Origin of the sequence: Rhizobium rhizogenes NBRC 13257 (genome assembly GCF_000696095.1) — a bacterium.
GTDB lineage: Bacteria > Pseudomonadota > Alphaproteobacteria > Rhizobiales > Rhizobiaceae > Rhizobium > Rhizobium rhizogenes.
In genome coordinates this window covers 177417-198907 of sequence record NZ_BAYX01000004.1, presented here as the reverse complement: position 1 = coordinate 198907, position 21491 = coordinate 177417, and the positions used below count along the sequence as shown (strand labels likewise).

At 61.3% G+C, this 21491-nt stretch carries 15 protein-coding genes; 9 read left to right on the top strand and 6 right to left on the bottom strand.

Annotation, left to right across the window (positions count from 1 at the left end; all coding sequences use genetic code 11):
• Window positions 1-14 precede the first annotated feature (14 nt).
• Window positions 15-833, bottom strand: coding sequence for an ABC transporter ATP-binding protein (locus RRH01S_RS10375; protein WP_007694401.1), 819 nt, complete (start codon window positions 831-833; stop codon window positions 15-17).
• A gap of 90 nt (window positions 834-923) precedes the next feature.
• Window positions 924-1937, bottom strand: a complete 1014-nt coding sequence (locus RRH01S_RS10370; RefSeq protein WP_007694402.1) for an ABC transporter substrate-binding protein — start codon at window positions 1935-1937, stop codon at window positions 924-926.
• A 255-nt stretch (window positions 1938-2192) separates the two neighbouring features.
• Between RRH01S_RS10370 and RRH01S_RS10365 the strand changes: the two genes are divergently transcribed.
• The 7 genes from RRH01S_RS10365 to RRH01S_RS10335 all read left to right on the top strand — a co-directional run bounded on the left by RRH01S_RS10365 (window position 2193) and on the right by RRH01S_RS10335 (window position 8075).
• Window positions 2193-2501 carry a hypothetical protein gene (locus RRH01S_RS10365; protein WP_042471517.1) on the top strand — a complete coding sequence of 103 codons (309 nt, stop codon included), beginning with the start codon at window positions 2193-2195 and terminating at the stop codon, window positions 2499-2501.
• 191 nt (window positions 2502-2692) lie between these two features.
• Entirely contained in the window at window positions 2693-3151 is a 459-nt protein-coding gene (locus RRH01S_RS10360; RefSeq protein WP_042471514.1) for a helix-turn-helix domain-containing protein, read from the top strand.
• A gap of 320 nt (window positions 3152-3471) precedes the next feature.
• Entirely contained in the window at window positions 3472-5424 is a 1953-nt protein-coding gene (locus RRH01S_RS10355; RefSeq protein WP_042471511.1) for an AfsR/SARP family transcriptional regulator, read from the top strand.
• A gap of 70 nt (window positions 5425-5494) precedes the next feature.
• Window positions 5495-5713: a hypothetical protein gene (locus RRH01S_RS10350; RefSeq protein WP_042471509.1), complete on the top strand. Its 219-nt coding sequence runs from the start codon at window positions 5495-5497 to the stop codon at window positions 5711-5713.
• 43 nt (window positions 5714-5756) lie between these two features.
• Complete coding sequence (locus RRH01S_RS10345) at window positions 5757-6977, top strand: YcaO-like family protein (RefSeq protein ID WP_042471802.1); 1221 nt, start codon at window positions 5757-5759, stop codon at window positions 6975-6977.
• Window positions 6974-7699, top strand: coding sequence for a TfuA-like protein (locus RRH01S_RS10340; protein WP_042471507.1), 726 nt, complete (start codon window positions 6974-6976; stop codon window positions 7697-7699). Before RRH01S_RS10345 ends, RRH01S_RS10340 begins: the two co-directional genes overlap by 4 nt.
• Before the next feature lie 133 nt (window positions 7700-7832).
• On the top strand, window positions 7833-8075 hold the full coding sequence (locus RRH01S_RS10335; protein ID WP_007694417.1) for a hypothetical protein: 243 nt from the start codon (window positions 7833-7835) through the stop codon (window positions 8073-8075).
• Window positions 8076-8166: 91 nt separating this feature from the next.
• On the opposite strand, the gene RRH01S_RS10330 is transcribed toward RRH01S_RS10335, so the two are convergent.
• On the bottom strand, window positions 8167-8847 hold the full coding sequence (locus RRH01S_RS10330) for a TetR/AcrR family transcriptional regulator (RefSeq protein ID WP_007694419.1): 681 nt from the start codon (window positions 8845-8847) through the stop codon (window positions 8167-8169).
• 97 nt (window positions 8848-8944) lie between these two features.
• On the opposite strand from RRH01S_RS10330, the gene RRH01S_RS10325 reads away from it, so the two are divergent.
• The gene (locus tag RRH01S_RS10325; protein ID WP_131597834.1) at window positions 8945-10246 is read left to right on the top strand and encodes an efflux RND transporter periplasmic adaptor subunit; all 1302 of its coding nucleotides are present in this window, start codon (window positions 8945-8947) and stop codon (window positions 10244-10246) included.
• Window positions 10247-10254: 8 nt separating this feature from the next.
• Complete coding sequence (locus RRH01S_RS10320) at window positions 10255-13392, top strand: efflux RND transporter permease subunit (protein WP_042471499.1); 3138 nt, start codon at window positions 10255-10257, stop codon at window positions 13390-13392.
• Between the two features lie 182 nt (window positions 13393-13574).
• On the opposite strand, the gene RRH01S_RS10315 is transcribed toward RRH01S_RS10320, so the two are convergent.
• The 3 genes from RRH01S_RS10315 to RRH01S_RS10305 are packed head-to-tail and all read right to left on the bottom strand — an operon-like array spanning window position 13575 to window position 21270.
• Window positions 13575-16682: an efflux RND transporter permease subunit gene (locus tag RRH01S_RS10315; protein WP_042471496.1), complete on the bottom strand. Its 3108-nt coding sequence runs from the start codon at window positions 16680-16682 to the stop codon at window positions 13575-13577.
• A complete protein-coding gene (locus RRH01S_RS10310; protein WP_042471493.1) occupies window positions 16679-19798 on the bottom strand; it encodes an efflux RND transporter permease subunit in 3120 nt (1039 codons plus the stop codon). The genes RRH01S_RS10315 and RRH01S_RS10310 overlap by 4 nt, the downstream gene beginning before the upstream one ends.
• Window positions 19795-21270, bottom strand: a complete 1476-nt coding sequence (locus tag RRH01S_RS10305) for an efflux RND transporter periplasmic adaptor subunit (protein WP_042471489.1) — start codon at window positions 21268-21270, stop codon at window positions 19795-19797. Before RRH01S_RS10305 ends, RRH01S_RS10310 begins: the two co-directional genes overlap by 4 nt.
• Window positions 21271-21491 lie beyond the last annotated feature (221 nt).

Below are 21491 nucleotides of genomic sequence, written 5' to 3'. Positions count from 1 at the left end.
GATCAATCCTCCCCTTATGCCGCTTGAGCCGCGCGGCGATAGCTGGTCTCGACCTCTTCGCGAAGGTCGTCCCAGATCGTCTTGCAATAATCGATGAAGGTCTGCTCGTAGCGGATCTCCGAGACGACGCGCGGACGCGGCAGGTCGATCTTGTAAACCGACTTCACTGTCGCGGGTCCTGCCGTCAGCACATAGACCTTGTCGGCCAGTGCCACTGCCTCTTCGAGGTCGTGCGTGACGAACACCACCGAAGCCTGACGCTCGGCCCAGAGCTTCAAAAGCTCCTCGTGCATCACCGTGCGGGTCTGCACGTCGAGCGCCGAGAATGGCTCGTCCATCAGCAGGATTTCTGGCTCGTTGATGAAGGTCTGCGCCAGCGAAACACGCTTGCGCATGCCGCCCGATAGCTGATGCGGATAGTGATGCAGGAATTTCGTCAGGCCGACGCGGGCGAGCCAGTCCTTGGCGGTCTTTTCAGCCTCCGCCTTCGACTTGCCGCGAAACAGCGGGCCGGACATGACGTTGTCGATGACGTTCTTCCAGGGGAAAAGCGCATCCGTCTGGAAGACGAAGCCGACGCGCGGATCGATGCCGTCGACCGGACCGCCCATGAGGCGAACCTCGCCGGCGCTCGGCTTGGCAAGGCCGGTGACGAGATTGAGCGTCGTCGACTTGCCGCAGCCGGTCGGCCCGACGACGGCGACGAATTCGCCGCGCTCGACGGTCATGTTGAAATCGCGCAGCGCCGTCAGCGATTTGCCGGTCGGCGAGACGAAACGGCGGCTGACATTGATGAGCTCGATCGCCGGTGCCCGGCGTCCATCCTGTTGCATGGTGCTGATCCTGACGCGTGCCTTCAGGCGTGCACGCAAAGCCCGTGAGATACCGCCTCCGGTTCGAACCGGAGGCGAAGCGATGAATGCTTACTTGACGTTCTTGACGAACTCGGTCGTGTAGGTCTTCGACAGGTCGATCGTCTTGCCCTTGACGTTCTTCGAGAACTGCGAGAGCACGGCGAGAACCGTCTTCGGACCGTCTTCCGGCATCACGCCGTCCGGCGTGAACATTTCCTTGCCGGCGTCGAGAGCCTTGATGTAGCCGTCCTTGTCGCCGACGTAGAAATCCTTCGGCATCTTGTCGGCAATCTCGGCGGCGGAATGGGTGTTGATGAAGCGCAGCGTCTTGACGAAGGCGTTGGCGAGCTTCTGCACCTCTTCCTTATGGGCATCGACCCAGGCCGCGTCCATGTAGAGCGAGGCGGCCGGATAGGTGCCGCCGAGAGCTTCTTCCGTGCCCTTGAGCGTACGCAGATCGACGAGGATCTTGGCTTCGCCGGTCTTCAGCATGCGCGAGATCGTCGGCTCGGTGGTCATGCCGGCCTGGATGGCGTCCTGCTGCATGGCCGCGATGAACGTCTGGCCGGCACCGACCGGAACCGTGGAGACGTCAGAGGCCGAAAGGCCCGCCTTGGACGCCATGTAGAGCGTCAGGAAGTTGGTGGACGAGCCGAGACCGGTCACGCCGAGGCTCTTGCCCTTCAGATCGGCGAAGGACTTGAGTTCCGGATGCTTGGTCGAGACCAGCTCGACTTCGCCAGGCGCCTGGCTGAACTGCACGATGGACTTGATGAACTTGCCCTTGGCCTGCAGGTCGACACAGTGATCGTAGAAACCGACGACGCCCTGAACCGCACCGGCCAGCAGCTGATTTTCGGCATCGACGCCAGCGGATTCGTTCAGAAGCTCGACCTCGAGGCCTTCATCCTTGAAGTAGCCGAGAGATTCGGCGAGCTTGGCCGGCAGATAGATCTGCTTTTCGTAGCCGCCCACCATGATGGAAATTTTGTCGGCGGCATGCGCCACTGTCGCACTGAGCGAGGCGGCGGTCATGACGAGGGAAAGGGCTACGGTATGAAAAAGCGTGCGCGATGAACGCATGGGTATCTCCTCCTGTTAGATGCCTGCGTCATAGTGTAATCGCACGGCATGCGCTTCCTCCACGAAGCTGGGCAAGCCTAGCGCGGGCAACCTTTCAGTCAGCTTTCAGTGAGAAATCCCGCAAGTCGATACTCCCGATTTTATTGGGCCGCTGCCCTGCCTGTTTTCCGAACGAAACCTCATCATACGTCATACCCTTGGCAAGACGCTCTTGGCGCCTATGTAAAATAGCCGTTGCCACGAAAAGGACGAACTATGAAAGCAATAGCCGCAGCGCTCATTCTGTCGACGGTCGCCGCCGTCGGCCCGGCTCAGGCTATTTCCCGCTATGATTCACTTCGCCAGAGCTGTGCATCCGTGCAGCAGATCATTTCGAGAGAGCGGGCGGTATTGCTGCGTTATCCCTCGAGAAGCGGCAATGTCATCCTTTACGACCGCTACGTGGTGAACGACGGCCAGTGCGGTACGGGCAACTATGCGGCGCGCGCGAGCGTGCCGACCAAGGATAACCCGCTATGCCCCGTCTACAATTGCAGATCGTCTTCCGTCTTCAATCCACATTGATGCCACGCTTCTTTCCTACCGCTACTCAAACGGCCGATAACGGACAAATCTTCGCCACCAAGGACTTTTAGTTGAATTTCGCCACCATTTAATACACACTGAGCGGGCAGACTGGGGCATGTTCCTTGCCTTTCCCCGGGCATCTGCAAGGTGCGTCCGCTGGGTCCCCGTTCACATGAGGAGATTATACAGTGAGTGCAAAAGTACCAAATCCGATTGACGCCTATGTCGGTTCACGCGTGCGAATGCGCCGGCTTATGCTCGGCATGAGCCAGGAACGACTTGCCGATCAGATCGGCGTCACGTTTCAGCAGGTACAAAAATACGAGAAAGGCACCAATCGCATCGGCGCCAGCCGGCTGCAGGCGATTGCGAGCGTTCTGGCGGTGCCAGTCGCCTTCTTCTTCCAGCAAGACAATTCGCAACCGCTGGCGACGGACGGCCTCGGCGCCATCAGCGGTCTCGAGGATCTCTCCGACTTCCTGACCTCCAAGGAAGGCCTGAGCCTCAACAAAGCCTTCATGAAAATCAACGATCCGAGCGTCCGCCAATCCGTGCTGATGCTCATCAAGTCGCTGGCCAACACCGCCGAGCCGACAATTGTGCGTGCGCCGCCGGCAGCAGAGGTTCAATTCGGCCTGCGGAACTAAGCGCTGCGCCTCACCTGCCCCAACGGTGAGGCACGGACCGCGATTGCGACATACGCAATCGAAACGACACTGGAGCACCCCGTATTCGCTTAAACGCTGAGGGATAGCTCCAGTTTTCTATCCGGATCACCTTGTCTGCTTGCGGGTTTTTCAACCTGAAAGCAGGATACGTAGGTGATTGCGATAGAGTTGCACTCATCGTAATGTAGGATTCTCGATCGTGGGTGACCGCCCGCAATCGCCGACCGTGAAGATGATTGCAGGCAATACCGGCATGGCGCTTGCGATGCCGGAATTTTGCCGGACGCAGTTGGGGATGCATGAACTTCAAGCTACTGACATTCGGAGATCTGCGTCTAGTCGACGGTACAGGTTCAACCGCTTCTTTTCCGGAAAAAGGCCTGCTATCGGCCTGCTTTCTGTTGACAGGTTCCTCGCCGCACAAATCCCGCACGGAACTTGCTGAATTCCTCTGGGGCGACATTCCCCTGGACAAGGCGCTTGCCAATCTGCGGCAGACGCTATCGCGCGTCAAAAACCGTCAGGACGAGCTCGGGATCGAGCTGCTGCTGATCGAGCAGGCGACCGTGAGTGTGAATATCGGCGCATTCACCAGCGATCTCTCCCTCCTGAGCGCCGTCTCGCAAAGCGCGCCCCATGCCGCGCTGGAGGAATTGCTGCAACTCGGCCGCTGGGATTTTCTCGCCCGCACCGAAGTCATCGGCGGCCTCGCGCGCATGTGGCTGCGCACGCAGCGGGATCACGTCAAGACACAGATGCTGACGGCGCTCCGCGGTGCCATTGCAGCCATGAGCAAGGATACAGACCCGACCATCGTCAAAGAGGCAGCGCTGCGGTTGTTCGAGACCTATCCCGAAGATGAGGCGGTCTACCAGATACTGGCAGACACCTATGCTGGCGAACCCCAACTCGATAACGCCCGCCAGATTTTCGAGAGCCGCAGAAAATATCGTTGGGGCGAATTGCCAGTCGATCCCGACCCGCAGACGCTCAGCGTCGCGCGGCGACTGTTCGAACGCCAGCGCAGCGTCGCGCCTCAGCTTCGAGGGGATGCGGGTCCATTGTTGGAAATCGTTCCGCCCGTACCCCGCGGACCACCGAAACTCGTTCTGCTTCCGCCAGTAAACCTAGCGCGAGGCCACCGGACGGCCGTCGTCCTTGCTTCCGCGCTTATGGAAGATATCACGGTTGGTCTTTGCGTACTGAAGACCGTGACAATGGTGGCGCCCTACACAGCTGAGAAGATCGCACTCGACACCGACCGGATCGCGACTCTGGAGAAGTATGGCATCAGCTACATGCTGGACACCAAGCTCAGCCTTGATGGCGATGCCTATGGCCTGTTTGCTCAATTGATCTACGTCGGCAATGACGAAGTGGTCTGGGCCGAACGCTTCAGCATGGATGCCCATGCCCTGCCGCGCCAGCACCGGGAAATCGCCCAGCGCATCGTCGGGACGGCCGCCAGCCATATCGAGCGCAACGAATTCTCACGGGATTATTTCGAGCGCAATCCGGAAGCCTACCATCAGTATCTGCTCGGCCAGCGATATCTGAAAAGTCTCGATCTGCCGGACATCCGCCGCGCCCGCAAGGCCTTTCAAACGGCACTGAAGGAAAATCCCTATTTCTCGCCAGCGCTTAGCGGCATGGCCCGTACCTTTCATCTCGAATGGGTGTTGACCGCGCGTGGCGATATGAATCTGTTGAAGCGCGTCGAGGAGGAGGCCGGGAAAGCGATCGCCGCAGGCCAGGATCTCGCCAACGGCTACCGCGAATTCGGTGCAGCGAAGCTTTACCAGGGCGATTTCGACGAAAGCCTCAGCGCCTTCGAACTCGCCGAGACCATCAGCCCGCACTATGCTGATGTCATCATCGATTATGCGGATGCGCTGGTTCACGCCGCCCAGCCGGCCAAGGGTCTGGAGAAGATTGAGCGTGCCATCAAGCTCAACCCCTTGTGTCCGGACGTCTACTACTGGGCGGCCGCCGGTGCCAACTTCTTTTTGGAACAATATGAGCAGGCCACGTCCTATATTGACCGCATGTCTGATCCTGCGCCGGCGGCGCGGCTGGCCGCTGCCGTGGCCGCCATGGCCGGCGACACGCGCAAGGCGAAACGCCTCGTGCATAAGGTCCGGGAAACCTATCCGGATTTCGAGGTCGACAAATGGCTCTCTATTGTGCCCATGCGTGAGCAATGGCAAAAGGAACACTATAGGGAGGGGTTGCGACGCGCGGGCTTTAGTTAAGCACCGATAAGAACTAATTCACATTTTCCTCAGCTCATTCTTAATTATCAATCAAAATGGAGATTTAGAAATGGCAAATGTTGTTGTGATAGGCATCCCGGGCGATCCGCAGCTTTACCTCGCCGACCTCAAGGCCGGTACCGTCACACCGCTGTCGCCACAGGCGGGCGGCACGCTCGGCACCGCCGATCAGTTGCGCAATGCTGGGGCAACCATCGTCAAGGGCGTCAATCTGGCCGTTGCTGTTGGCAGCGCCGAGAAGGCTGCAAGCGGCCTGTTCGACGGCTGACCTTCCTGTGACGGCAGACCCGTCCCGGTTTCCTGCCGAATTCCTGGCGCGGAATTCCGGCGGGCAGGATTTTGCGGCCACCTCGCATTATTCGGATCGCGTCTGTGCAGCCGAAGAAACGTTCCGGCGCATCGAGCCCTGTCTTGCCGGCCACGGCGTTACCCGCCTTGGCCGGCTGACGGCTCTTGACCGAATCGGTATTCCGGTCTGGCAAGCTGTCAGTCCCAACGCCAGGTCAATCGTCATCAACAACGGCAAGGGCATTACCGATCTCGACGCCAAAGTTTCCGCGGCCATGGAGGCGCTGGAACGAACGGTCGCCGGCGCTCCTGCGGTCAAGACAGTCTCTGCCAGGCGGCAGGAACTCTTGGCCAAAGGACAGCATGCCGATCCGCTTCCGTCTCTCATCGCCAGCGGCCAAGCCGACATTGCCGATGACGAAGAAATTGCCTGGGTTGAGGGTCACGATCTCATCGCCGATCGAAACGTCTGGATTCCCTTCGGCGCCGTCACGCTCGACCGAACCTGTCGCAACCCGCGCTTCTGGCAGTCCTCCGACGGCCTCGCTTCCGGCAATATGCTGACCGAGGCGATCCTGCACGGCCTGCTTGAACGCATCGAGCGGGACGCCAAGGAACTGTGGGATGTTTCCGAGCCCGCCCTGCGCATGGACACCTGCATTGAGCCCGCTTCGCTGGCAGATCCGTTGTTGAACGAATTGCTCCGAAAGATCGCAGGCGCCGATCTGACGCTCAAGCTGTTCGACATGACGAGCAATGTTGAAATACCGGCCTTTGCCGCCTTTCTCGGCCCGGTCGAAATAAGCCGGGCAAAGTATGTCCGTTATCTCGATGTGACTATGGGTTGCGGCGCCCATCCATCGTCGGTGCGGGCGGCGATCCGCGCTGTCACTGAGGCGGCGCAATCGCGCCTCACTTTCATCAGCGGCGCCCGGGACGATATTCATCCGGATGATTTTACTCGCAAATTGCCGGAAAGCATCCGCCGTTGCTTCGATGCAGTGGCAAAGCCGGTGGCAAGACCGGACGAAGCCTTGGCGCATGGCGCTGAAGCCCTGCTGCACCTGACCTTGGAAAGGGTGCACAAAGCAGGCATAAACTCCGCGATCGCGGTTTCGCTTGGCGACCCCTCGCTTCCCTTTGCCGTCGCCAAACTCGTTGTGCCTCAACTGGAAAATCCGGCCGGGGACCGCAAGCGCCGCTTCGGCTACCGCGCCATCTCGAAGACGTTGCAACTGCTATGAAGATCCTGTTTGTCGGCCCGACGCTTCCCGATGCCGCGGAGATCATCGATCCCGGTATTGCGCTGCGCCCGCCAGCGCAAAAGGGCGATATCGTCAAAGCCGTCGAAGACGGCGCCAATGCTATCGGCTTGATCGATGGATTTTTCGAGAATGTCGCGCCCGTGTGGCACAAGGAAATCCTGTTTGCCCTGTCGAAAGGCGTTCACGTCTATGGCGCCGCCAGCATGGGAGCGCTGCGCGCCGCGGAATGCGCCGCCTTCGGCATGGTCGGCATCGGCTGCATCTTCGAGGCCTATGCCTGCGGGGTGCTTGCCGATGATTCCGCCGTGGCGCAGATCCATGCGCCCGCCGAGCTCGGATACCGCGCACTCAGCGAGCCGCTCGTCAATGTGCAGGCAACATTGCAAGTGCTTGTCGAGACCGGCGCAATCAGCGAGCCGGAGCGGGCAGCCCTCCAGGCTTGCGCCGAGACCATGTTCTTCAAGTCGCTCACCTATCGCTCGATGACCGCGTCGGCCGCCCTGCCGGACCCGGCGCGACGGCCGGCAATTGCCGATCTGCTGCGCGCCAATGCGGTCAACCAGAAGCGCATCGATGCACTGCAATTGCTGAGTGCGCTTGCCGACTGCCCCGACGAGTGCCGGCAACCACCGCGCGACTGGACCTTTCAGGCCAATAGTTTGTGGCATTCCGCCTTTCACCACCTTGAAATTGCATTGTAAATTCCCCGCGCAATCTCGCCTCGTGTCACGCTGTATGTCACGCGCCAAGGCCCCGGACATACGCTAGGGTCTCCTCATGTTTCCGGCGACGGGTATCGCGTCCGCTAGAAACAGGGGGCAAAAGGGGCGTAAAATGACAGCAATACTTCCTATCGAAATGGCAGCTCACGATTCCGACTCGCTGAAAGAGTTGGCATCCATCGCACGGCTGATCACCTATGCGCGTCAAAGCGCCAAGAGCCTGGAGGCCGAGTTTCCGGTCTGGTGCCTGGATCTCGCGCTCGGAGCCGTGTTGCAGGAAATGTATGCAAATGGCCTGCCAATGCCGCTTTTTGAAGAGGGCGCGGAGAAGGCGAACATGGCCGTTGCGCATTAAGCGTTATCGCTCGAATATTCTGTCTTCGGGGGCGGAGACAGAAACAATGCCGGCATGGTCCTGAACCCTGCCGGCATTGCTGTTTTACCAGTCAGTTGCACCGACGCGGCTGGACGCCCGCCACGAAGATCGCAATGCATTGCCGCAGATGCCGCAGGCGGGTTTCGCGGTCCGGCCAATCGTTCGTCTTGCCGGGAAGTGTTATCATCGCGCCGAAGATCATGTTCATCAGCATGCGCGCACCACTTCCGGCATCGGCAATTTCGATCAAACCGCGCTGCTGCTGCAAATCGAGCCAGTCGACCAGCAACTGTCGTGTCTGCTCGGCTCCCTGCGTGCGCAGCAGCGCCGCGATCTCGGGAAATCGCTGCGCCTCGCTCATGACGAAATGAATGAAGGCCTCGCGGTCACGCTCTGCCGCTTCATCGATATCGATCATGAAAATCTGTTCGAGCGCTTCGGTGAGCGGCAGATTTTCCTTGGGGTCGCGTGGCAGGGCCAGCATCGAGGCGCGATGCTCGGCCATGAGCGCCATGAAAAGCTCTGTCTTGCTCGAAAACAATCGGTACAGGGTCTGCTTCGAAATCTTGCATCGTGCGGCCACGAGATCCGTGGTCGTGCCACCGTAACCGAGCTCATGAAACGTCGCACGGGCCGCCGCGATGATCTCCGCCCGCCTTGCGTCGTCGCTCACCGTTTTCGGGCGACCGCGTTTGCGAGGAGCAGCGGCCTGCTCCGCATCGCCCGCTCTTGCTTTCATCCGCACTTCCATCTTAACCTAAAAAAGCCAAATGAGATTGACATTTACGGTGGTACAAATATTTTCTGTACTAATTGGTACTGTAAATAAGGCAATGGGAAATAGCAACGTGGGAAAGCTCGTCTCTTCTACCCCTGTATCCGCACGTCCGGCGCGAAGCGGACGTTTTCCGGCTGCCCGGATCTCGCTCCTCGTCGCAGGGGCCGCCGCCACGATGCTGCTGGCCGGCTGCAACGAGCAGAAGGCTGCGCAGGGTAGCGCGCCCGCCATCAAGACCGAGGTCAGCGCCATGACGCTGCACCCTCAATCCGTGGCGATCACCGCCGAACTGCCCGGCCGCACAAGCGCCTATCTGATCGCCGAAGTCAGGCCGCAGGTCGGCGGCATCATTCGCAGCCGCAACTTCAAGGAAGGCAGCGAGGTTACCGCCGGCGACGTGCTCTACGAAATCGACCCGGCCTCCTATCAGGCATCCTATGACAGCGCCGTTGCGGCCTTGCAGAAGGCGCAGGGCGCCGTGCCGAGCGCCCAGTCGAAGGTCGACCGCTACAAGAGCCTGACGGCGCAGGACGCGGTCAGCAAGCAGAATCTCGACGATGCGCTGTCCACCCTGGCCCAGGCGAACGCCGATGTCGCATCGGCGAAGGCAGCCCTGGAGACCGCACGCATCAATCTCGACTACACCAAGATGCGCGCACCGATCGGCGGCCGTGTCGACGCCTCGGCGGTCACCGTCGGCGCCCTCGTCACCGCCGACCAGACGACGGCGCTCACCACCATCCGCCAGCTCGACCCGATCAATGTCGATGTCACGCAGTCGAGCACCAACCTGCTCGAATTCCGCCGCGCCATTGCCGACGGGCGGTTGAAGACCAGCGGTGACAACGTTTCCGTCCATCTGACGCTGGAAGACGGTTCCCAATACAAGGAAACCGGCAAGCTCGAATTTGCGGAGGCCGCGGTCGCCGAAACCGTCGGCACCATCACCGTACGCGCCGTCTTCCCCAATCCGGACCGCATATTGTTGCCCGGCATGTATGTTCGCGCCACCATCCAGGAGGGCGTCGCCGAAAACAGCTTCCTCCTGCCGCAGCGTGCCGTCACTCGCAACACCAAAGGCGAACCGATAGCGATGTTCGTGACTGCCGAGAACAAGGTGCAGCAGCGGGTGCTGAAAGTGCAGCGGAGCATCGGCAATAGCTGGCTGGTGAACGAGGGCATGACCGACGGTGATCGTGTCATCGTCGAAGGCGGCCAGCGCGTCCGCGACGGCCAGGATGTCAACGCCACCGCCGTGACCATCGATGACGCGACCGGCGAGGTGAAGCAGGCCGCCGCCGACAGCAAGCCCGCCGAGCAGGCCGAGCTGGAAAAGACCGATACCAAAGCCGGATCCGGCGCCCAGAAGTGAGGTAAGCGATGTCGCGTTTTTTCATCGACCGGCCGATCTTTGCCTGGGTCATTGCCATCGTCATCATGCTTGCGGGCGCGCTGTCGATCCTGACGCTGTCGATCTCGCAATATCCGCAGATCGCCCCGACCACGGTGAGCATCAACGCAACCTATTCCGGCGCCGATGCCGCGACCGTTGAGAACTCGGTGACCAAGGTCATCGAGCAAGGCATGACCGGTATCGACAATCTCGACTATATGACGTCAACCTCGACCTCGACAGGATCTGCGTCGATCTCGCTGACCTTCACCAACAAGGCCGATCCCGACGTCGCGCAGATGCAGGTGCAGAACAAGCTGCAGCTCGTCACCGCGCAATTGCCGCAAACGGTGCAGACGACGGGTATCGTCGTTTCAAAGTCGACAGCGAACTTCCTGATGGTCGTCGGCTTCGTCTCCACCGACGGCAAGCTGAACTCCAACGACCTTGCCGACTATGTGTCCAGTACGCTCAATGACACGCTGAAGCGTATCGAAGGTGTGGGCAACACCCAGATCTTCGGCGCCGGCTATGCCATGCGCGTCTGGGTCGATCCGGACAAGCTCGCCAAATACCAGCTGATGGTGAGCGACGTCACCACCGCGATCCAGGCGCAGAACTCGCAGGTTTCCGCCGGTCAGCTTGGCGCCCTACCACAACGCAAGGGCCAACAGCTCAATGCAACAGTGACGGCCAAGAGCCGCCTGCAGACGCCGGAGCAGTTCAACAACATTATCCTGAAGAGCCTGTCCGATGGCTCGCTGGTACGCCTCAATGATGTCGCGACCGTCGAGCTTGGCGCCTCGTCCTATACCACCTCGAGCACCTATAACGGCCACCCTTCGGCCGGTCTCGCCGTTATGCTCGCCTCCGGCGCCAACGCCATCAATACGGCAGAGGCGGTGCGGTCGACCATCGACAGCGTAAGGCAGACGCTGCCGCCGAACGTCGAAATCGTCTATCCCTATGACACAACGCCCTTCGTCAAGCTGTCGATCGAGGATGTGGTCAAGACGCTGTTCGAAGCCATCGTGCTCGTCTTCATCGTCATGTTCGTCTTCCTGCAGAACATCCGCGCCACCTTGATCCCGACGCTTGCCGTCCCGGTCGTGCTGCTCGGCACCTTCGGTGTACTGTCGCTGTTCGGCTATTCGATCAATACCCTCACCATGTTCGGCATGGTGCTGGCGATCGGCCTGTTGGTGGACGATGCCATCGTTGTCGTCGAAAACGTCGAGCGCGTGATGGAGGAAGAGGGGCTTTCGCCGCGCGAGGCGACGATCAAGTCGATGCAGGAAATCACCGGTGCTCTGATCGGCATCGCGACGGTGCTCTCGGCCGTGTTCATTCCGATGGCCTTTTTCTCCGGCTCCGTCGGCGTCATCTATCGGCAGTTCTCGGTGACGATCGTCTCGGCGATGATCCTGTCGGTCATCGTCGCATTGATCCTGACGCCGGCACTCTGCGCCACCATTTTGAAGGCGCCGGAGCATGGATCGAAGCAACGCGGTGCCTTCGGCTGGTTCAACCGCAATTTCGAACGTGCGACGCTTCGTTATCAGAGCAGCATTCACGGCATGATACGCTGGAGTGCCGTCTTCCTGCTGATCTTCGTATTGATCGGCGGCGCCGTCGCTTACCTGTTCAACCGCCTGCCGAGTTCGTTCCTGCCGGATGAAGACCAGGGCATCCTGTTGACTGCGATCCAGCTCCCTCCAGGCGCTGCGGATTCCCGGACATGGGCTGTGCTCAATCAGGTGAAGGACTATTACCTCAACAACGAGAAGGACTATGTCGAAGGCGCATTCGCCGTCGCCGGCTTCGGCTTCAGCGGCCAGGGCCAGAATGTCGGTATCGTTTTCGTCCGGCTGAAGGATTTCGCCGAGCGTTCAACCCCGCAATCGAAGGCGCAGGCGATCGCCGGCCGCGCCATGGGCGCCTTCTCCAAGATCAAGGATGGCAGCGTCTTCGCGCTGGCACCACCGGCCATTCCCGGCTTCGGTAGTTCGAGTGGTTTCGACTTCTTCATCAAGGACATCAACGGCGCCGGCCACGCCAGCCTGATCGCCGCCCGCAACCAGTTGCTGGGCGCTGCCGCAAAGAGCCAGAAACTGTTCGGCACCCGCCCGAACGGTCAGGAGGATACACCGCAATATTCGGTCAATATCGATCAGGAAAAGGCGAGCGCGCTGAATATCAGCCTGGCGGATATCGACTCCACGCTGTCAACCGCCTGGGGCGGCACCTACGTCAACGATTTCATCGATCGCGGCCGCGTCAAGCCTGTCTACGTCCAGGCCTATCAGGATTTCCGCATGCAGCCGGAGGATTTCGGCCGCTGGTATATCCGCAACTCCGGTGGCGACATGGTGCCCTTCTCGGCCTTCTCCAGCGGCGAATGGACCTATGGCTCGCCGCGTCTGGAACGCTATAACGGCTCGTCTGCCGTCGAAATTCAGGGGGCTGCCGCTCCCGGCGTCTCCTCCGGCGATGCCATGAACGAGATCGACCAAATCATGGCGACCCTGCCCCCCGGCTTCAGCCATGAATGGACCAGCCTGTCGGCCCAGGAAAAGCTCTCCGGCAATCAGGCAAGCCAGCTCTATGCCATCTCGATCCTCGTCGTCTTCCTGGCGCTCGCCGCTCTCTACGAAAGCTGGTCGATCCCCCTTGCCGTCATGCTGTCGGTGCCGATCGGCATCTTCGGTGCGCTGTTGGCCGCGACCATCTTCGGCCAGTCGAACGACGTCTACTTCAAGGTCGGCCTGCTGACGACCATAGGACTGGCGGCCAAGAACGCCATCCTGATCGTCGAGTTCGCCATCGAGCAGCAGAACAGCGGCAAGAACCTGATCGACGCGACGCTGGAGGCATCGAGGCAGCGTCTGCGGCCGATCCTGATGACCTCGCTCGCCTTCATCCTCGGCGTCATGCCGCTGGCGATCGCCAATGGTGCGGGCTCGGGCAGCCAGAACTCGATCGGCATCGGCGTCATGGGCGGCATGATCTCGGCGACCGTGCTCGGCGTCTTCTTCATCCCGCTGCTCTTCGTCTCAGTGCGCCGCATCTTCAAGGGCAAGGCGCAGGCGACAGGCGCGACAACGCCGGAGGCCACGCAAGCTTGACGCGCTGCCCCGACGGACGATAGTCCGCCAGGTTCCAAACATCGTAAAAACACCGCAGGCTACGGCGATATCACCGTAGCCTGCGGTGTTTTGGCCTGGATATGGACGATCATCAGACAGCAACATATGCACGCTCAGGGGATTACCAAAGCTGGCAGATCAAGCTGCTGTCCATAGCCGGTTCAGATCGATGAGGAAATGACCGGCGGTGCCGGCTCCTGCTTCGCCGACCACCGGCTGTGGAGCTTGGCAAGCATCAGATAGATGATCGGCGTCGTATAAAGCGTCAGGATCTGCGAGACGACCAGGCCGCCGACGATGGTGATCCCCAGGGGACGGCGCAGTTCCGCCCCCGGGCCTGTGGCGATGATCAGCGGGATGGCGCCCATGAGTGCTGCAAGCGTCGTCATCAGGATCGGGCGGAAGCGTTTGAGGCAGGCCTGGTAGATCGCCTCCTCGGAGGGCAGGCCGAGCTTGCGCTCGCCCTGCAACGCAAAATCCACCATCATGATGCCGTTCTTCTTGACGAGGCCGATCAGCAGGATGATGCCGATGAAGGCGATGATCGTCAGCTCAGTGCCGCTGATGACCAGCGCCAGCAGCGCGCCGAGACCGGCAGACGGTAGCGTCGAAATGATCGTCAGCGGATGCGCCAGGCTCTCGTAGAGAATGCCGAGGACGATATAGACCGTCAGCAGCGCCGCCAGCAGCAGTAGCGGCTGGCTGCCCGAGGACTGCGTGACGCTGGCGGCATCGCCGGCAAAATCCGCATGCAGTTCGTCGGGCAGATGCATCTCCAGCACCGCCTTCTGAATGGCATCATTCGCCACTTGCAGCACGCCGTTGAGCGCCAGATTGTAGGAGATCGTCACGGAGGGATATTGCCCCTGGTGATTGACCACCAGCGGCGCCAGCGTCCGCTGGATCGAGGCGACAGCACTGAGCGGAACCTGGATGCCGCCGGACGCCGGGACATAGAGCTTGGAGATATCGTGAGGATCGCGCGCGTAGTCGGGATTGGCCTCCAGCACGACACGATACTGGTTGCGCTGGGTGTAGATCGTCGAAACCTGCCGCTGCGCGAAGGCATTGTTGAGTGCCGCATCGATCGACTGGATGCTGACCCCCAGCCGCGAGGCTTCGCTGCGATCGATGTTGACCGTCGCCTGCAGACCGTTCGGCTGCCGGTCGGTGGCCACATCGGTCAATTCCGGCAGCGCCTGCAGCCGTTCGAGCACTTTCGGCGCCCATTCCACCAGTTCATCGTAATTCGCGCCCCAGATTGTGAATTGATATTGTGACTGCGATTGACGCGCGCCGGCGCGGATGTCGCCAGGTGAAAACAGGAATGTGCTGAGGCCCGGAATGGCCATCAGCTGCTTGCGCAGCCGATCGATCACCTCGGCGGTCGATCCGCGCTCCGATTCCGGCTTCAGCGAAATGAACAGCTGCCCGCGATTGACCGAGCTGGAAAACCCGCCGCCACCGACGGAGGAGCCGACACCGGAGACGGCCGGGTCCTTGCCGACAAGATCGGCGGCCTGCAACTGCAATTTGACCATGGCAGGATAGGAGATATCGGTCGCCGCCTGCGTGCCGCCCTGAATGAAGCCGGTATCGTCCTGTGGGATGAAACCCTTCGGCACCTTGACGTAGAGATAGGCGGACATCACAACACAGGCGAAAATGACGAGGACGGAAAGCACGCGGTGATGCAACACCGCCTTCAGCGTCCGGCCATAGAAATTGGTAACCGCGCCGAGCGTCCCCTCGACAATCCGGGCAAACAGGCCCGGTTGGGCTTCCATGTCATGAGAGCGCAGGCGATGGCCGCAGATCATCGGCGTCAGCGTCAGCGATACCAGGGTGGAAACGACGATGGTGAAACCGAGCGTCAGCGAGAAGGTCTGGAAGAACCGACCGACGATGCCGCCCATGAAGAAGAGCGGAATGAAAGCGGCGAGCAGCGACAGGCTGATCGAAACCACAGTGAAGCCGATCTGCTTCGCACCCTCGAGCGCCGCCCGCATCGGCTTCATGCCGCTCTCAAGATTGGCATAAATGTTCTCGATCATCACGATCGCATCGTCGACGACGAAGCCGACGGAGACCGCGAGCGCCATCAGCGACAGATTATCGATCGACAACCCGAAGAGCCACATGGCGGCAAAGGTGCCGCACAGCGACAACGGCACGGTAACACCAGCCGCAAAAGTGGGCGTGGCGCGCCGAAGAAACGTGAAGACCACCGCCATGACCAGGCAGATGGTGGCCACCAGCGTCCACTGCATGTCGGTGACGCTGGCATGGATCGTCGTGGTGCGGTCGGAGAGAACGGCAATGTGGATACCGGCCGGGATCAGCCGTTGCAGCTCCGGGATCAGCGTCTTGACGCCATCGACCGTGGCGATGACGTTGGCGTCCGCTTCCTTGGTGATGTTCAGCAGCACGGCAGGCTTGCCATCGAACCAGGCATCGGAGCGGCTGTTGCGCACGCCGGGCTCGACCGTGGCAATATCGGAGAGGCGAACAGCCGTACCGTCGCCGCTGCGCACGACGAGACGGCCGTAGGCCTCGGGTGTGCGCAACTGGCTGTTCAGGGAAATCGAGAAGGCGGCGCTGCTGCCGTCGATCGAGCCGGCCGGCCCGAGCGTACTGGCATTGACGATTGCCGTGCGGACATCGTCCAGCGCCAGACCCATGGCTGAGAGACGGTCAGGATCGAGCCTGACGCGAACGGCCGGCTGATCGGCGCCGCTGACCGACACCTGACCGACGCCGTCGACTTGCGAGATGCGCTGCACGGCGATGGTATCAGCCGCATCATAGATCGCGCTTGCCGGCACGGTGTCCGAGGTCAGCGCCAGGATCAGGACGGGAGCCGCGGCCGGATTGATCTTGCGGAAGGAGGGCAATGTCGGCAGGTCGCCGGGCAGGTCGGTCGCCGCCGCATTCAGCGCCGCCTGCACGTCCTGCGCCGCACCGTCGACGCTGCGCGACAGATCGAACTGGGCGACGATGCTGCTCGACCCGAGCGAGCTGACGGAGGTCAGCTGCGTGATGCCGGCGATGGTGCCGAGATGCCGTTCAAGCGGTGCCGCCACGCTCGCCGCCATGCTGGCGGGATCGGCGCCGGGACGGCTGGCCGAAACGACGATCGTCGGCAGGTCGACGGTCGGCAGGCTTGCCACCGGCAGGAAGCGATAGGCGACGATGCCGAGGATCACCAGCCCGATTGCCAGAAGCGTCGTGCCGACGGGACGTTTGATGAACGGCTCGGAGAGGTTCATGTCTCGCCACCCACAACATCGTCCAGCTCCGGAGCCGGCGTGCCGGTCGGCCGACCGACGATGCGGGCACGCAGGTTTTCGAAGGCGAGATAGATCACCGGCGTCGTATAGAGCGTCAGCAGCTGGGACAGCACCAGGCCACCGATGATGGTGATGCCGAGAGGGATGCGCAGCTCCGCTCCCGTGCCTTGCGCCAACGCCAGGGGCAGTGCACCGAAGAGTGCCGCCAGCGTCGTCATCATGATCGGGCGGAAGCGCAGGATCGAGGCTTTCAGGATCGCTTCGCGCGGCGGCAGGCCCTCTTTGCGCTCGGCCTCGAGCGCAAAGTCGATCATCATAATCGCATTCTTCTTGACGATACCCATCAGGAGAACGATGCCGATCAGCGCGATGATCGACAGGTCCTGACCGAACAGCATCAGCGCCAGCAGTGCGCCGACACCCGCCGACGGCAGGGTCGAGAGGATTGTTATCGGATGCACGGCACTTTCATAGAGCAGGCCGAGAACGATGTAGATGGTCACGACGGCCGCGAGGATCAGCCAGGGCTCCCCGGCCAGCGACGAGGCAAATTCCTCGGCATCGCCGGAATAGCTGCGCTGGATGGTATCAGGCATGCCGATATCCTGCTCGGCGGTCTGGACCTCGGCCACGGCGTCACTGAGCGAAGCGCCCTTGGCGAGATCGAAGCTGATGGTCACGGCCGGAAACTGCTCATCGTGACTGATGACCAGTGGCGCTGTGGCAAACGTCGCCGTGGTGAAGGCATTGAGCGGCACCTGCGTGTCGCTGGCACCGGCGACATAGAGCTTGTCGAGCGACTTCGGGTCCGCTTGGTATTGCGGCGCCGCTTCCAGGATGACACGATACTGGTTGGCCTGACCATAGATCGTGGCGATCTGCCGCTGACCGAAGGCGTCGTTCAGCGTATCACTGACAGCCTGCATCGAGACGCCGAGACGCGAGGCGGTTTCACGATCGACATCGACGAAGATACGGCCGCCGCCCATCTCGACTTCCGAGGAAACGTCGATCAACTTCGGGCTTTGCTGTAGCCGCTGCGCCAGTTTCCCAGCCCAGTCGACCACAGCCCCCGTATCAGTCGCGGTCAGCGTATATTGATAGGGCGCGCGGCTGGCACGCGTGCTGATCGAAATGTCGCGCACGCTCTGGAAGGTGACGTGGATGCCGGGCAGGTCGGCCACTTCACCGCGCATACGGTCGATGATGTCAGCGGCAGAATCGCTGCGCTGGTTCCTCGGCTTCAGCACAAGACTGAGGTTGGCGGTATTGAGCGTCAGATTGCTGGCGCTGGTGCCGATGACCGAGACGACGCCCGAGACATCAGGGTCCTTGCGTAGCCGGTCGGCCACCGTCGCCTGCGTCTGCTTCATGGCTTCGAAGGAGGTGGTCGGCTCCGTCTCGATGACGGCGGTGATCAGGCCGGTATCCTGCGGCGGCAGGAAGCCCTTGGGGATGACGATATAGAGAGCGACGGTGGCGGCGAGCGTTACCATCGTAATGATCAGCATCAGCGCACTGCGGTCGACCGCCCAGACGAGGCTGCGGCGATAGCCTTCGATCAGCCACTCCATGAAGCGGTCGGCTCCCGCCAGGAAACCGCTGCGATGCTCCTTGGGCTTACGCAGGATGCGGGCGCACATCATCGGCGTCAACGTCAGCGAAATCACCGCCGAGACCACGACGGCGATGGTCAGCGTCAAGGCGAATTCGCGGAACATGCGCCCGACGATGCCGGTCATGAACAAGAGCGGGATGAAGACGGCAACCAGCGAGACGGTCAGCGAGATGATGGTGAAGCCGATTTCGCCGGCACCCTTCAGCGCCGCCCGCATCGGGTTCTCGCCCTCCTCGATGTGGCGGGCAATGTTCTCGATCATCACGATGGCATCGTCGACGACGAAGCCGGTGCCGATGGTGAGCGCCATCAGCGAGAGATTGTCGAGGCTGAATCCGGCAAACCACATGACGCCGAAGGTCGCGATCAGCGACAGCGGCAGGGCGACACCGGCGATGAAGGTCGCCGTTACCGTGCGCAGGAACAGGAGAACGACGAGGATGACGAGACCGATGCTGACGACAAGCGTCCATTGCACATCATGGATCGAGGCACGGATGGTCTCGGTGCGATCATTGACGATGTCGATCGAGATACCGGCCGGCAGGGCCTGCTTCAGCCGCGGAATCTGCTTCAGCACGCCCTCGACCGTCTGGATGACGTTGGCGCCCGGCTGGCGCATGATGTCGAGGATGACGGCAGGCTTGCCCTGATACCAGGCGCCGACGCGGGTATTCTCCAACCCCTCGACGACGGTGGCGACATCCTTCAGCTGCACGGGCGCATTGTTGCGATAGGCGACGATGATGGAGCGGTAGATGGCGGGATCGACGATCTGGTCGTTGGCGGCCAGCGTGAAGCTCTGGTTCGTGCCGTCGAGAGCGCCCTTGGCACCGGCAACGCTGGCATTGGTGATCGCCGTGCGCAGATCCTCCAGCGCCAGCCCATAGGAGGCAAGACGCGGCAGGTCGGCCTGGATGCGGATTGCGGGCTTGACGCCGCCCTGGATGTTGACGTCGCCGACGCCGGTGACTTCGCTCAGCCGCTGCGCCATCATGGTGTCTGCGAAATCGCTGAGTTCGCGGATCGAATAGCTGTCGGAGCGCAGCGCAAGCGTTAGGATCGGCGTATCGGCCGGGTTTACTTTCGAATAGGTCGGCGGATAGGGCAATGTGCGCGGCAAGGTCGAGCCGGCGGCATTGATCGCCGCCTGCACGTCTTGCGCCGCGCCGTCGATATCGCGGCCGAGATCGAATTGCAGGGTGATCTGGCTGATGCCGAAGGCACTCGAGGAGGTCATCGACGCCAGCGACGGGATCTGGCCGAGTGGCCGCTCCAGCGGCGCGGTCACCAGTGCCGCCATCGTATCGGGATCAGCTCCGGGAAGCTGCGTCGTCACCTGGATCGTCGGAAAATCCACCTGCGGCAGCGGCGCGACCGGCAGAAAGAGAAAGCCGAGAATACCGCCCAGCAGGACGGCCACCCCAAGAAGCGAGGTGGCGACCGGCCGGGAGATGAAGAGCGACGAGACGTTCATTGCTGTGGCGCTGGCGTGGCGGTTGAATTGGTGGAGGCGGCCGCACCGCCATCCGCATTGGGAGCGGGATTGGCAGCATTGCCGCCCTCGGCGTTTTGTTTGCGATGACCGCCATTACCGCTGCCCTGGCCATTGTGCTGGCGATGCGGCCGCTGCCCGTCATTGGCTGTATTTCCGTCGGCCTGGGTCGCGGCACCGGCAACAGGCTGCCCATTGGGATCAGGTTTCGCTGCATCCGGCACTGCCGGAGCAGTACTTGCGGAAATCTGCACTTTCGACCCATCCTGCAGACGAGCAAAACCGGTCGTCACCACCTTGTCGCCTGCGGCCACACCATTGGTGATGACGGCCTGCACATCATCCTGCTGGCGCACCGTCACCGGCTTCATGGCGACCGACTGATCCTGCTTGATGATATAGACGAAGGTGCCGTTCGGTCCGCGTTGCACGGCAGCGGTCGGAATGACCGTGACACCCTTCAGCGTTTCGACCAGCAGGCGGGCATTGACGAAGGCGCCCGGCCAGAGTGCCAGCTTGTCGTTGGGGAAATTGGCCTTCAGCCTGACCGTACCGGTCGTTGGATCCACCTGATTGTCGACCACCGCCAGCGTGCCGTTATCGACCACCGTCTGACCGTCGCTCGCCATCGCCTGAACGGAAAGCGCGCCGGCGGCACTTGCGGCGTTGACGCGAGCAAGCTGCTGCTGTGGGACGGAAAAGAGCACGGAGATCGGCCGGATCTGCGATAGCGTCACGATGCCCGTCGTGTCGGAGGAACTGACAAGATTGCCGATATCGACATTGCGGATGCCGGTGCGCCCGTCGATCGGCGCCTTGATCGTTGTATAGTCGAGCGTCGCCTGCGCACTTTCGATGGTCGCCTGATCGACCTGGACCTGTGCCGTATATTGGGCGACCAAGGATAGCTGCGTATCCACTTGTTGCTGGGTGCCGGAGGCGCTCTTGACCATGAGCTGATAGCGGACAAGATCGCGCTGGGCGCCGGCGAGCAGGGCTTCGTCCTGCGCTTTCTTGGCGATCGCCTGGTCGAGCTGGGCCTTGTAGACCGCATCGTCGATGCGGGCGATCACGTCACCCTTCTTGATGTCCTGGCCTTCGTCGAAATCGATTTCGACGATCTTGCCGTTGACCTGCGCGCGCACCGTGACCGTGTTCAGAGCCTTCACCGAGCCAACGCCGTCGATATAGACCGGTACGTCGGTGCTTGTCGCATCCGCCGCCAACACAGGAACAGGCCCGCTGAACTGCGAGAGGCCGCCGCGCCGTCCGCCGCCGCCCTGGCGCTGACCACTCCGGCGTTCGCCCTGGGCCTGCTCGCCGGGCGCAGCCGTGCCTTGAATGCCAAGCAGGCGCCCCGCACCGCCAAGCCAGCGATCCCGCGTCGCGTAGGCGCCGTAAGCCACGGCGCCAATCACGACTACCGATATCAGGACCCGAAATGTCCGAGCCATCAATACACCTTCCTTCAGGGCGCCCGGCTTTCAAACAATCCGCCGACGCAATATGAGCGCGACTTTAACTTGCATCGCCCCATTTAGGAATTTGGTTAGGCCATTAAATTTTGTCCATTTTCGCGTGGCTTAGCTTAACAAACTGTCACATTGAGCAAAAACTAGGGTTGTGGTTGCAAAAAGACAGACGACAGCGCACGTCCCCGCTGTCCTCTCGAAAA